Source organism: Ureibacillus yapensis, from assembly GCF_003515775.1.
In the GTDB taxonomy this organism is placed as follows: Bacteria; Bacillota; Bacilli; order Bacillales_A; family Planococcaceae; genus Ureibacillus; species Ureibacillus yapensis.
On the sequence record NZ_QWEI01000001.1, the window covers coordinates 300429 to 314587 of the forward strand.

The window sequence follows — 14159 nt, forward strand, 5'->3', positions numbered from 1 at the left end:
TTCAATTTTAAACCCAATTACGCCAAAGCGAAATACTTATAAAGGGGTGTAGAGAATGAATGGTGTACACGTAAATGAAAAAATCGATCATAGCCGTTTTCGGTTTTTCCATCTGTCTTTGATTTTTTGGTGCTTTTTCATTATCTTGATGGATGGATATGATGTGGTCATTTATGGTTCCGTTGTGCCTTCCTTGATGGAAGAATGGTCCATCACAACGGTACAAGCAGGAGCCATCGGAAGCTACACAGCCGCCGGAACAGCAATCGGCGCCGTGGTTTTTGGCTTATTGGCCGATAAAATCGGACGAAAAAAAGTCATTCTTATTTGTACCATTATGTTTAGCTTATTTACCGTGCTGTCTACTTTTGCCGGAGGACCGATTCTGTTCACGATCATGCGTGTCATCGCCGGTCTTGGTCTCGGAGGCGTAATGCCAAACGTGATTGCGCTATCTACGGAGTACGCTCCGAAAAAAATTAGAGGAGCCATTGTTTCCTTTATTTTCTGCGGCTATTCCATCGGGGCGATTGCCGCTGCCTTGTTCAGTAAGTCGCTATTACCGACAATGGGCTGGAAACCGATCTTCTGGATTGCCGCAATTCCTTTAGTATTCTTACCATTTTTGATGAAACAGCTTCCGGAATCTGCTAACTTCCTGTTATCCAAAGGAAAAGACGAAGAAGTTCGAAAAATACTGAACCGATTAACTCCCGAAGAAACTTTGCCTGTGGGTACTGCCTTTGCAAAGCCTGCACAAAAGGCTGCAGGTTCGCCGCTCGTGATGTTGTTTAAAAACAAGCTTGCATTAAGTACGATCATGTTCTGGATTTCTTGCTTCTCAGCCTTTGTTCTTATTTATGCGATGAATGTTTGGTTGCCGAAGCTGATGATTGAAGCTGGGTATAGCTTGGGGAACAGTCTATTGTTTGTTGTTGCTCTAAATGTTGGGGCCATTGTTGGAACCATTATTTTTGGACGTTTGACGGATCGATGGGGCTTTAAATATGTGATGGTACCACTTTATTTCCTGGGGGCAATTGCATTGTCTGCCATCGGTTTAACAAATAATATTTTCATTGTATACTTGTTGATCGGTATGATTGGGGCTGCATCCGTCGGGGTACAAAATATCAGCAATGCCTTTGTATCGCAGTATTACCGACCGGAAGTCCGTTCTACAGGAGTAGGCGCGGCCATGGCATTCGGACGAGTTGGCGGTATTTTTGCACCAACCTTTGTGGGGGTTCTTTTAACGATGAATTTATCCGCGCAAATGAATTTTACGCTGATCGGTACCGCTGCGTTGCTGGGCGGAATTGCCATCCTTTTTGTTCAGGAAAAGCATGCATATTATCGACAAGAAGAGTCTGCAGAAGAAGAAACGCTTACTCAAACACAAATAGCAGAAATCAAGGATTCGTCTTTGACTTAATAGCAAAAAAATTGCAAGTCCCGCCTAGATTTTCAGGCGGGGCTTTTTTATATGACAGTAGTTCCTATTAGTTTAGTTTTATATTTTTAATATAGTTTTCAACATCTTTCAGTAAGCGCTTAAATAAATTTCGATTGTTCGTATCGATATTTTCCTTTTTCCTAGCTTTCTTTAACGAAAAGTCCTCATGCACAATAATACTTCTTAAATCAGCGAGCAGTTTTGTATTATTTTTAAAGGTTACATGGCTGCTCAATTTTCCCTCTAAATCAAGTATGACATTTACATCCGGCGTTTGAATATATGCAGCATCATAAAAAGCATGATAAATATCTTTTAAAAGCTGCTCAATGATGGCATAAAGCTCAACGGTTAATGCCGCATATTTTCGGTCTTTGCGCACCTTGTATAACCCTTTTAATTCAGTCTCATTTAAGAGCTCTTCCCAATTATACGAATCGGGCACTTGAAAAGTTTTTTCAACAATTTGTTGATATTCTATTTCAACCAAATGAAGATCCGCAATTGCATGATTCTTTAACTTCTTGATTTTTTCTTTTTTCCCCAAATTAAACACTCCTTCTATCCCTGTTCAGACCTGTTTTCTCAAAACTTCCTATATAAAAGAACTTATCCCCTACTAAAATGCCGTTAAAACCTTATAGAATCAGCACATTGAAATTTAGTCGATAAAAGGCCCCACCTAGATTCCCAGGCGGGGCTTGCAATCATTTATCGATTCTTTTTTCACTCATCAATTCACCAACAGTCCCAAGTCTATACCCTTTCGCTTGGATTTCTGTTATCATCGCTTCCATACCTTCAGCAACAGGTTGCGTAGGGTGCATCAAAACCATAGAGCCTTTTTCAACTTTGGAAACAACGCGATTCACCATTTCGGAGGCTGCAGGTTTTTTCCAATCAACCGTATCTACTGTCCATAAAATTGTTTTCATTTCGAGTTGATGGGCCACATTCACCGTTGTCTGATTAAAGCTGCCGCTTGGAGGGCCGAACCACTTTGGCGTTACACCAAGGGTTTCATTGATCACATCATTCGTTTTTTTCAATTCTTCCATTGTTTCAGCTTCCGAGCGCTTTTGAAGGTCGGGATGGCTATAGGCATGATTGCCAATTTCATGGCCATCCTTTTGAATCATTTGGGCAAGCCCTGGGTTCTTTTTTACCCAACTGCCATCAAGTGAAAATGTCGCCTTGACTCCATGATCCTTCAACTCTTTAAGAATGGGTGGCAGGTACTCGTTCCCCCAGGCAACATTAATCACGAATGCCACCATCGATTTTTCCGGATTTCCTCTATAGATTGGTTGTGGATCCAAGTCATCCAAACCGATTTTCGGCGAAATTTCTTTATAAACAATCTTTTTCTCATCAAAGCGGCCTTGCTTTTTCATCTTTTTATAACTAGCCTTTACATCCACACCCAACCCATTATAACCAGGTATTGCCTTCCAAACCCTGTCCACTTTTGCATCAATTGGCTGAATTTTATGCTGGTCGCTATATTCTTGAATCTTTTGGTACAGGGCATCCTTATCCAATTTCGCCGAAGTTAAGTATTCTGTTTTATCAGCATCTTGAAACTTCGCTTCAGATGGAGCACCAAAGCTCCCTAACACCAAGATTAACGTGCTCACAAATGAAATATAGATAAAATTCTTTCCACCTTCGAGTCTCTTGCCTAAAAGTTTTTTTCGTACATAACTTTGTGACATGGTAAATCCCCCATTTAAATATTGATGGACTTATCATTCCCTTTCGGTTGGAGACTATACTGGGATTGTAGGTTGTTTACCTTCATTCTACCTTTATTGGCAGATCTTTGTTTATGAATAGACAAAGATGGGTATAAGAAAAAGTCAGATTCATCTTGATATTAACCTAGTTAGAAAAGTACATACGCTTGAATGTAAACTTACCAATTTCGAAAGTAGGTCACAAAAAATGATTGAATTTCGCAACGTCAAAAAACACTATCGCTCCGGTAATCTGGATGTAGAAATCTTACGGGGCGTCAATTTGCATGTAAAAAAAGGAGAATACATAGCCATCATGGGTAAATCCGGATCAGGCAAAAGTACAATCCTGAATTTGCTGGGCGCCCTAGATTCATTCAATACTGGTGAATACATACTTGCAGGAAGATCGGTACATAAAATGAGAGCCAATCGCCGAACAGCTTTACGAAATAATGAAATTGGCTTTGTCTTTCAGCAGTTTCATTTAATTCCCAATTTGTCTGTGTATCAAAATGTACGACTTCCCCTAACTTACAGCCGAAAGCGTTTGGGTAGAAAAAAAGCGCGTGTTCATAACCTGTTGGATGAAGTGGGTCTTTTACATAAAAAGCGGGCAAAACCGGCCCAATTATCAGGCGGTGAAAAACAGCGTGTTGCCATCGCGCGGGCATTAGTCAACGAGCCCAGTATCCTCTTGGCAGACGAGCCGACAGGTAGTTTAGATGAAGCAACTACGCAAAGTATTTTGAGCTTGTTCGACCGCTTGCATGAATCAGGAGTAACGATTGTCATGATTACGCATGACATCGAAGTCGCAAATCGAGCGGAGCGCATTGTCCATTTGCAGAATGGGGTGCTCTTATGAAAATACTATCCGGATTTAAAATGGCGCTCTATGGTTTATGGTCCAATCGAACGCGCGTCTTCGCTTCCATGATTGGCGTCATCATCGGGATGTTTGCAGTGATTGTGCTTTCGGCAATCGCCATTGGTGTGAAAGATTCATTAATGAAACAAATGGGGAACCTGGGCGCAGAACAAATTTTAGTCATGCCTGGACGAGCACTGGATACAGCAAACGGTCAAAAAGATTTGCTAAGTGGGCTGACAAGCATACCAAGTACGTTGACGATTGAGGATGCAAAAGCAGTCGAAAAGGTACCGAATGTAAACTATGTAATGCCTGAACTAGAGACCATCAATTGGGTTCAATATGAAGATAAAAAAGTTCAATCTGCGTTAATTGGCACTTCGCATCAATACACCCGGATGCAACATTCAAAGCTAGAAGAAGGACGCTTTTTCACGGAAGAAGAACAGGATGCGAAAGCAAAAGTTATTGTTCTTGGCAACAATATCCATAATGCGCTTCTCGGCAAACAGGATATCCCCGAGGAAACGAATAATACAGATTCCGCGGACAGCCAACAATCGCTTTGGAAGAAATTATTAAACTTACTAACAGGTGATTCGGTGGCAGCGGAAGAACCATCCTTAGTTGGGAAAACTATAACGATTCAGGATACCCCCTATAAGGTAATCGGCGTACTTGCCCCAAATGCGGCACTTGGAACGAGTACAGACAATAATGTGATGATTCCAATTGAAACAGCACTCGAAACAACCAGTATGAAAAATTTAACGAAAATGACAGTAGAAGCCTCATCCATGGATGTTGTCGATGAAGTCGATGCTGCCGTTTTCAGTGCCATAAAAGAGAACCATAGTGAAATTGATTTTAGTGTTGTAAAGCAAGATCAAATGCTGGGCGCACTCGGCAAAGTGACATCCATTTTGCAGCTCATGCTAGTCGGAATTACGGTTATTGCGCTATTAATTAGCGGTACCGGCATTATGAACGTTATGGTCATGAGCGTTAGGGAAAGAACTAGAGAAATTGGCATCCGAAAAGCGTTAGGAGCCACAACCTTTGAAATCATGATTCAATTTTTCTTTGAAACCCTGCTTCTTTGCTTCATCGGTGGAGTAATCGGCATTGGTCTAGGCTACGCATTTATTGAAGTTTGGAACAACAATATTGAACTATTTGCTTTAGTTCTGCCTGTTTGGGCTGTGAAACTAGCGCTATACACGACGTTGGCTTGCGGATGTTTATTTGGGATTTACCCTGCATTAAAGGCAGCTAGGATGAATCCGAGTAAGGCGCTGCGTTTTGAGTGATAGTTGTTGTTAAATAGTATATAAAATTGAATTGAGATCTGACATTCGAAATAATAGATAACACCTTCCATACAGATTTCCTTATACCGCAACCCAACATATTTTGCTCATAAAGTTTGAAGATATCCTTCTTCCCAACTTTATGAGTTTTTCTTGTTCAAAAGATATCGTAAGTTGCTAATCTTGAAAAAGAAAATAAGGCTCCCCCCCGGATTACTCCCGCTATCCTAATGTCTACGCATTTTGCCGCAATATACACATTCATCTGTCAATATGTTGAACTTGTGTATCTTTCTGAATTTACAGCGTAATCTCTTAAAAAAATAAAATTTCATGTTAACTTATCCTTCTTTCCAAGACATTTGTTAGATAAAAGCCTTCAAACTTTTCAAAAATATGCCGCGGATGGAGCAAAGATATTATCACTTTTAATATTCTTATAGTTTTAATAGGCCTTGATAAGCAATAAATAAATATTGCTTCATTCTATATGTTTGTTTCTCTCTTCCGTAATGTGAAACAGTTTCGATTTTACCCAGATAGACATCTGATATGATTGCTTGCAATACTTCCATGAATTTGGGAGCCATCTGACTATCCAGTGGGCGTTGTAATCCATTGATGGTGGTATCCAGCATTTCCTCCTGGGAGTAAAACTGTTTCGCATTGTAAATCATCACAGCTATGGCTTGAATGGAAGTTCGTTGACTTTTATCTTTATTGAGGACTCTTTCCATATCCATATTCACTACACTCTTTCATTAAAATATTTCCTTGGCAATTAAAAATAACTTTTAAAAGTTTTTATACTTTACACCATAATTATAGTAATAAATACTTGGTAAAAATTACCTTTAATCAGGTTTAACAATATACATTATATCCATAAAATTGAAATTAGTTAATAGTTTAGACATAAATAGACAATATTTATCCTATGAAAATCAAACCAACCCAATACTTTTAGCAGTATTATCAAATTGTAAAAGGATTATAGTAAGCTGAAGAAACCTTCTTTAGTAGGAATAACCGTTACCAGGATACCATCGCTATGAGGTAATCGGCCTACTTGCTCCAAATGGTGCATGTGAAACCAGTACAGCCAATAAGGCAATGATTCCAATTGAAACAGCTTATTTGTTATACAAAGTGGTATTCATATCTATTAATCCTTGCAAAAAAAGAAACCGCAAAAAAGCTCGCGATTTCTTTCTGAATCCCTTCCTCACTCCGAAAGCCGATGAATCGTCTTCGCAAGAAGTAAGGTTCGTTCCGGTAGCGTGTCAATCTCTAAATACTCTCTTTCACTATGCGCATTTCCCCCGACTGGGCCGAGACCGTCGACTGTTGCTACGCCTGTTGCCGAGGTGAAGGAAGCATCACCGCCGCCTCCAGTTGCTGTATATTTTACCTTTAAGCCGATTTCTTTCCCAACATCCTGGATAATGTGAAACAGTTCTTCTGTTTGGTGGTTAAATTCCATAGGTGGTCGATTAATGGCGCCCTCAATTTCTATCTTCGTTCCGGCTACTTCCGTTTTGGAGCAGATTTCTTTAATCTTCTTTTCTAAATAGGCTGCCTGTTCCAATTGGGAGATCCGAATATCGACATGGGCCACTGCGTTTGCCGACACCGTATTCACGGAAGATCCGCCCTCGATTAATCCAACGTTGACACTAATGCCTTTTTCGTGGTCATTTAATTGATGGAGCTGAATAATTTTATAGGCCAGTTCTTCAATGGCGCTTCTACCGTTTTCTGGTTCAATGCCTGAGTGAGCTGCTTTTCCCTTTACCACAATCTCATAGTGGCCGCCGCCTCGCCGTGCCGTTACCAGGGAACCATCCTTTCGCGCAGGTTCCATGATCAGCGCATACTCTTTTCCTTTTGAATGCTTTTCAATTAAAGGGCGAGATGTGATAGATCCCAATTCCTCATCAACATTCAGAATAATCAAAATATTCTCCACACTTTTCGACCCTACTTTTTGCAGCGCTTTAATCGCATAGATTAATTCAACCTGGCTGGATTTCATATCGACAACACCAGGTCCGTATGCTCGGCTTCCCTCTATAGTAAAAGGTCTTTTGGCAACAGTGCCTTCCGGAAATACGGTATCCATATGCGCAACAAGGATGATTTTTGGATCCTTCGCATTTTTGTGCTGAATCACCATGTTGTTGCCAAAAACTTTTTCTTCTTTCACATCAACGATAAATCCAAGTTCCTCATACTTCTCCTTTAAAATCGCCCCTACCCTGTCAACGCCCTTTTTCACATAGGAGCCACTATCTATATTGACGAGCTGCTCAATTAGTTGAAGCATCTCCGTTTTTTTCCCTTGTATAAAGGTTTCCACTTTCACCATCTCCCAATGCTTATTGATCTATTAGTACGCCATGCCCTTCCTTCAGAGGGAAATGACAGGCTACAAAATGGTCCGGCTTTTCTTCAATTAGTTTCGGTTCTTCACCTTTACATTGTTCTTGTGCATACGGACATCTCGTATGAAAACGGCATCCTGAAGGAGGATTTGCCGGACTTGGCATATCACCTTCTAGTATAATTCGATGTTTTTGTTCTCGAAGTGTTGGATCAGGAATCGGAACTGCCGATAATAACCCTTCTGTATAGGGATGGAAAGGCTGATGGAATAACTTTTCTTTTGTTGTAATCTCGACAATTTTGCCAAGATACATCACCGCCACGCGATCACTAATATGCTTAACAGCCGGCAATCCATGTGCAATGAATATATAGGTCAATTGAAAGTCTTTTTGCAGCTTAGCCATAAGGTTAAGAATTTGTGATTGGATGGAAACGTCAAGCGCAGAGACGGGCTCATCACAAATAATCAGCTTGGGTTTTAGAGCTAGGGCTCTAGCAATCCCTATTCTCTGCCTTTGCCCGCCGCTAAATTCATGCGGATATCTTCTCGCATAGGAGCGATCCAGCCCAACGACCTCCATTAATTCATACACCTGGTTCTCCAATTTTTTGCCTTTAGCTGCCTGGTGTGTTCTTAACGGTTCGGCAATAATTTCAAATACTCTCATTCGTGGGTTTAATGAAGAGAACGGATCCTGAAAAATCATTTGGATTTCTGCTCTTTTTTTGCGTAGAGCTTCTCCCTTTAATGTACTTAAGTCCACACCTTCGAAAAGAATCTCGCCTTCTGTTTTATCCAACAGCTGCATAATCAAGTTGCCGGTAGTTGATTTTCCGCATCCCGATTCACCCACGATTCCAAGAGTTTCACCTTGTTTTACATAAAAATCGATGTCATCAACGGCCTTTAAATATTGTTTCTCTTTCTTCAACCAGCCTTCACTAACATCAAAATACTTTTTTAAGCCCTTTACTTCCAATAAATACTGTTCTTCCTTAGCTTGTTGTTTGTTCTTTTTCTCCATTATATGCACCATTTAGATTGCCACCTCTCCTTCCTCGTGGAGCCAGCAGCGAACTTTGTGATTCTGTGCGATTTCTTTAAGCTCTGGATCCTCTGTGAAACACTTGCCTGAAGCTAATGGACAGCGTGTCTGGAATCTGCAGCCTTGTGTGATGGACCCGGGTGTTGGGACGGTTCCTTCAATTGACTGCAGTTCATCCTTCAGCTCATGAATTTTCGGCGTACTGTCCAACAACCCTTTTGTGTAAGGGTGCTTCGGTTCCTTAAAAAGTGTATAGACATCGGTATATTCAACAACATGGCCGGCATACATCACGATGACGGTATCAACCATTTCCGCTACGACGCCAAGGTCATGGGTAATCAACAGGATGGATGTATCGTTTTCGTGTATAAGATTTCTCATAAGCTGTAAAATTTGTGCCTGAATCGTTACATCCAGTGCTGTTGTTGGTTCATCTGCAATCAGGAGTTTAGGGTTACAAGAAAGAGCCATTGCAATCATGACCCGCTGCCTCATCCCGCCGCTTAACAGATGTGGATAGGAAGAATAAACCTTCTCAGGCCGAGGGATGCCCACTTTTCTTAGCATCTCGATACTTTTTACCTTAGCTTGTTCCTTGCTCGCATTTTGATGCAGTTTAATCGATTCAGAGATTTGGTTGCCGACTGTAAACAGTGGATTCAAGGAGGTTAATGGTTCCTGGAAAATCATTGCAATATCATTTCCGCGAAGCTTTCTCATGTCTCGCTTAGAGATTGCCGTTAAATCCTTCCCTTCAAATAAAACCTCTCCACCTACAATCTTGCCTGGAGAGCCTACCAGCCCCATGATGGATAGCGATGTGACACTTTTTCCGCTGCCTGATTCACCAACTACTGCAATGGTTTCCCCTTTCTTTATTGAAAAAGAAACGCCATCTACCGAAGGAACTACTCCATTCTCTGTATGAAAGTAGGTTTTTAAATCCTTTATCTCCAATAACGCTTCTGTCATGTTAAGCCCCCTCTTACTATCTAATGGATATTTCCGAAGTAACGATTGTATTCTTGTCTAATCTAAGAATTTTTTTATTAATGAAAGCGTTATTTGCCTAATGATTGTCTCGAGGATCAAGAACATCACGAAGCCAATCACCGAGGAAAATGATTGCCAATACGGTGATTGTAATCGCCATACCAGGGAAAGTGGCCAGCCACCAGCTAGTTGCTACATAATCTCTCCCATCACTTAAAATACCGCCCCACGAGATTGTTGGAGGCTGTATGCCCAAACCTAAAAAGCTTAAAGAAGCTTCAAGAATAATGGTTGTTGCAACACTCAAAGTCGAAATGACGATGAAAGGGGAAATCACATTGGGAAGAAGGTGTCTAAGAATAATTTTGCAATCCCGTACACCAATTGATCTCGCTGCTTTTACAAATTCGCGTTCCTTGATTGAAAGTACTTCTCCCCGGACAAGTCGTGCATATTGAACCCAGTTGGTGATACCAAGCACCACGATTAATGTAGGTACGCTTGGTCCGAAAATCGTTAAAAAGACAAGGGCAAATAAAATGGTAGGAATCGCTAAAAAGGAATCGACTAATCGCATTAAAATATTGTCTATAAATCCTCCGTAGTACCCAGCCACCAACCCAACAAAGACGCCAATGACTCCTGCAAATGCAACCGAAGAAATCCCAACCGCAAGGGAAATTTGCGATCCATAGATAATCCTGCTTAAAATATCCCGACCTAGGTTATCCGTGCCTAAAATATGTAACGATGACCCTCCATCCACCCACACTGGAGGTTTAAGCATCATGGCGGGATTAATCATCTTGGGATCATGAGGTGCAAGCGATTTAGCAAAAAGTGCAACAAGAATCACAGCAAACACAATAATAAATCCGAAAGTACCGGTTTTGCTTTTTAGCAGAAGTCGCAGCCAACGGACAAAGAAATTAGGCGTTCTCTTGACTGAACTTGCAACTGTTGAATCTTGATTTCCAATCTGTGAATTGACCGACATATGTCCTCCCCCTTCAAATACTTGATTCTTGGATCCAGTATTTTATAAACAATATCCGCTAACAGATTCATAAGGATGACCATGAAAGCGATGATAAACACACTTGCCTGCACAATCGCCATATCCCTTGTGTTGACCGCTTGGATGAGAAGCTGTCCTAGACCCGGCCAAGAAAATACCGTTTCCGTGATTAGCGTTCCTCCTACAACAGTTGATGTTTGCAATGCAGTAATAGTCACAACAGGAATCAGTGCATTTCGAAAGGCATGTTTATTAATAACAAAAAACTCTCTTATCCCTTTACTTCTCGCTGTTCGAATATAATCCTGATTCAGAATTTCAAGCATGCTTGATCGGATCAGCCTTGTCATTTCTGCCGCAATTCCAGTCCCAAGTGTTAAAGCGGGCAGAACTAGGTGGCTGAGACTTCCTCTTCCGGATACCGGAAACCAGCCCAGTGTAACAGAAAACAAAATAATGAGCATTATCCCTAACCAAAAGTTTGGCATGGCTTTCCACAACACGGCTCCACCTGTCGCCAGGAAGTCCAGCGGGGAATTCTTCTTCGTAGCCGACCAAATACCAAGAGGGATGGCAATCACAATTGCAACAATCATCGAAGCGGTTGCCAATTCAAGAGTGGCCGGAAGCCGTTCAAGGACAATCGGTAAAGCGCTTTCTTTATAACGGAAAGACTCGCCGAAATCAAATTGCACCAGCCCTAACATATATGTGAAATACTGAACATGAAAAGGTTTATTCAAGCCAAGCGATTCTCGAAGCTGTTCAATATCTTCAGGGCTTGCATCTTCCGGCAGCATCAATGCAACGGGGTCACCAGCTACAAAGACCAGGCAAAATACCACGAATGAAATAATGAAAAGAACCGGAATGATTTGCAGGAGTCGTCGAATCAAAAATTTACCCATCTTCTCACCTCTTAGTAAAGAAACTAGGGATTGCTCCCTAGCCTCTAATTGATAAATTTATTTTCTTTTAATAGATGGTGCGTAGATCATTTCATCCGGTGTTGGAATAAAATCGATGCTATCGCTTATACCAATATTGATTTTTTCTTGATAAAGATTGACGAAGGGCACATCTTCAGCAGCAATGGCTGAAATTTCCTGGATTTGCTTCTCACGTTCTTCTGGATTCATATTAACGGCAGAAGCAGCCAATAATTCTTCGATTTTATCGTTTTTGTAATCCGTATGGCCTTCGTAACGTTCTGCACGATACCAGTCAACAGAATACGCGCCATCAAACATAGAGTTACCTAAGCCAAGCAAGTAAGCTTCCTTGTTTTCATTGGCATTACGCATTTCAACAAAATTACTCCATTCCAAAAACTCAACGTTTACTTTTACGTTAACAGCTGCAAGCATACCCGCAATCATTTCCGCTACTTCAGCATCTTGCAAATAGCGTCCGCGCGGAGATTGAAGCGTTATCTCGAAGCCATCTTCATAACCCGCTTCAGCAAGCAGCGCCTTTGCTTTTTCAACATCATAGTTGTAAGTATCATAAAGTTCCGGGTTATGGCCGAAGTTACCAGGACCTACCATGGTAGTAGTTGGAACCGCGCCTCCCAGCAATACATTATTAACCAACGCGCCATCATCAATGGCATAATCCAGAGCTTGGCGAACACGAGGATCTGCTGTTGGCAATCCTTCTGTAGAACGAAGAATCAACATTATCACACGATTGGATATTTCTTGTACGATCGATGTCCCTTCATTGGCATTCACACGCTCCCAATCAGCCGGAGGGATGTTAACGGCAATATCAACGCCTCCTGTCAATAACTCGGAAACACGTGTTGAGTTTTCAGGGATGACACGGAACACAACCTCATCCCATTCTTCCACTTTGCCATCATAGTAGTTGTCATATGGAACAAGGGTAATGTGATCGTCACGTACCCATTCTTTAAATTGGTATGGACCCGTTCCTACCGGATTCGCAAGGAAGTGATCCCAGCCGTTTTCTTCGATATATTTTTTCGGAAGAATACCAGACCCTAAACGTGAAAGTCTGTGGAATAGAGAAGGTTCCGGCGCATGAGTAATCACTTTAAACGTATAATCATCGATTATTTGCACTTCTTTAATCTGCTTATAATTTGGATATTCCTTCAACTTATCGTCTGTCGCTACTCTTTCCAACGTGAACTTTACGTCTTCAGAAGTAAGCGGGTCGCCATTATGGAAGGTAACGCCCTCTTTAATTTTCATTTCAACAGTTAAATCATCAATGATTTGATAATCCTCGACCAACTCAGGGTAAATTTCACCCTTCGCATCTTTTTTGAATAAATAATTGAACATATTGACATGGATGGCCTCTGTAGAAGTATTGTTATGATCATGGATATCGAATGAAACCATATCCGAACCGATGGCAACCGTTAAAGTTTTGTCAGCTCCATTTTCAGCATCTTTGTCAGTTGCATTGTCACTCCCTTGTTCTTGAGTAGCAGCCGGTTCACTTGTAGTGGTTTCTCCAGAACATCCTACCAGCAAAAGTGCACTGATTACAAACAGAAAAATTCCCCAAAATGCTTTTCTTTTCATCCTCATTTGCCCCCCTATTTTTTTGTTCCTCCCTATTTTATAGTAGAAGTTTGATAGTTTCCTAATACTTTTAATATTCAAACGATTTATGATATATGACCTTTCAATTCAAATTATTTTTCAATATATGAATTATTTATTATCTTTCTCTTTAATAGCTATGAAGTAGAGGATTACCCTAAATTTGAAAAGCAACTATTAATTTAAGAAGGAAGTTTTGACCATGTAGAAGTGATAGAGTTACATGAGTTGAAAGAAAGAGTTTTATAAAGGGATTCAATAGAATGCGCGGCAGTTAATGCTGGAAAGAAAAACTGAATGGGTTATTTTAAGCGGGGCTTACTGAAAAATAGATGACGATTCTCTTGCTAGGTGTTTACCATTTCATAACTAGTGGTATTTGGCCGGATCAAATAAACTTTTTCTTCCATGATGACTCTTTTTCGGATGAATAACGATATTTAATTATTGAAGACAATTTTGTAGCATTTATAATAAAGAAAGAAGTAGTATTGAAAAATTCGAAAGAGCGTTTTTATACCAATTGACGAAGGGGTTGTTCAAATATGAATCTTTCTTCTTTTAAATGAATCAATACTGATTGTATTACTCACTTTAGCAACAATACTCGTGCTCAATGAAACAATCGTTCTGCACTAGCAACACTTTAGGCTATTCAGCTCTCCATTCAAGTATGATGGTTATAATTGCCATTGCAATACTTATTCAAAATGTTCACAACAGTTTCCTTTTTGGCTTCAAAACAATTGGTCGGAT

12 protein-coding genes are annotated in these 14159 nt (G+C 40.6%); 3 read left to right on the forward strand and 9 right to left on the reverse strand.

The window, feature by feature from the left end; all coding sequences use genetic code 11:
* Positions 1 to 55: 55 nt before the first annotated feature.
* Complete coding sequence (locus D1B33_RS01455) at positions 56 to 1435, forward strand: MFS transporter (RefSeq protein ID WP_118874551.1); 1380 nt, start codon at positions 56 to 58, stop codon at positions 1433 to 1435.
* A 67-nt stretch (positions 1436 to 1502) separates the two neighbouring features.
* Here the strand turns inward: D1B33_RS01455 and D1B33_RS01460 are convergent, their stop codons facing one another.
* On the reverse strand, positions 1503 to 2003 hold the full coding sequence (locus D1B33_RS01460; RefSeq protein WP_118874552.1) for a nucleoside-diphosphate sugar epimerase: 501 nt from the start codon (positions 2001 to 2003) through the stop codon (positions 1503 to 1505).
* Between the two features lie 160 nt (positions 2004 to 2163).
* A complete protein-coding gene (locus D1B33_RS01465) occupies positions 2164 to 3171 on the reverse strand; it encodes a polysaccharide deacetylase family protein (RefSeq protein ID WP_118874553.1) in 1008 nt (335 codons plus the stop codon).
* A 229-nt stretch (positions 3172 to 3400) separates the two neighbouring features.
* Here D1B33_RS01465 and D1B33_RS01470 point away from each other — a divergent pair, with 229 nt between their 5' ends.
* Positions 3401 to 4060 carry an ABC transporter ATP-binding protein gene (locus D1B33_RS01470; RefSeq protein WP_118874554.1) on the forward strand — a complete coding sequence of 220 codons (660 nt, stop codon included), beginning with the start codon at positions 3401 to 3403 and terminating at the stop codon, positions 4058 to 4060.
* Positions 4057 to 5376, forward strand: coding sequence for an ABC transporter permease (locus tag D1B33_RS01475; protein WP_118874555.1), 1320 nt, complete (start codon positions 4057 to 4059; stop codon positions 5374 to 5376). Before D1B33_RS01470 ends, D1B33_RS01475 begins: the two co-directional genes overlap by 4 nt.
* 437 nt (positions 5377 to 5813) lie before the next feature.
* Here D1B33_RS01475 and D1B33_RS01480 read toward each other — a convergent pair whose 3' ends face one another.
* The 7 genes from D1B33_RS01480 to D1B33_RS01510 form a co-directional block, all read right to left on the reverse strand.
* Positions 5814 to 6119 carry a hypothetical protein gene (locus D1B33_RS01480; RefSeq protein ID WP_118874556.1) on the reverse strand — a complete coding sequence of 102 codons (306 nt, stop codon included), beginning with the start codon at positions 6117 to 6119 and terminating at the stop codon, positions 5814 to 5816.
* A 482-nt stretch (positions 6120 to 6601) separates the two neighbouring features.
* The gene (locus D1B33_RS01485) at positions 6602 to 7735 is read right to left on the reverse strand and encodes a M20 family metallopeptidase (RefSeq protein ID WP_118874557.1); all 1134 of its coding nucleotides are present in this window, start codon (positions 7733 to 7735) and stop codon (positions 6602 to 6604) included.
* Positions 7736 to 7754: 19 nt separating this feature from the next.
* Entirely contained in the window at positions 7755 to 8801 is a 1047-nt protein-coding gene (locus D1B33_RS01490; RefSeq protein WP_118874558.1) for an ABC transporter ATP-binding protein, read from the reverse strand.
* Complete coding sequence (locus D1B33_RS01495; protein ID WP_118874559.1) at positions 8802 to 9785, reverse strand: ABC transporter ATP-binding protein; 984 nt, start codon at positions 9783 to 9785, stop codon at positions 8802 to 8804.
* 97 nt (positions 9786 to 9882) lie between these two features.
* Positions 9883 to 10803 (reverse strand): ABC transporter permease, encoded by a 921-nt coding sequence (locus D1B33_RS01500; protein WP_118874560.1) that lies wholly within the window; start codon positions 10801 to 10803, stop codon positions 9883 to 9885.
* Positions 10704 to 11732: an ABC transporter permease gene (locus tag D1B33_RS01505; protein WP_118874561.1), complete on the reverse strand. Its 1029-nt coding sequence runs from the start codon at positions 11730 to 11732 to the stop codon at positions 10704 to 10706. Before D1B33_RS01505 ends, D1B33_RS01500 begins: the two co-directional genes overlap by 100 nt.
* Before the next feature lie 57 nt (positions 11733 to 11789).
* Positions 11790 to 13382 (reverse strand): ABC transporter substrate-binding protein, encoded by a 1593-nt coding sequence (locus D1B33_RS01510; RefSeq protein ID WP_118874562.1) that lies wholly within the window; start codon positions 13380 to 13382, stop codon positions 11790 to 11792.
* Between the last annotated feature and the right edge of the window lie 777 nt (positions 13383 to 14159).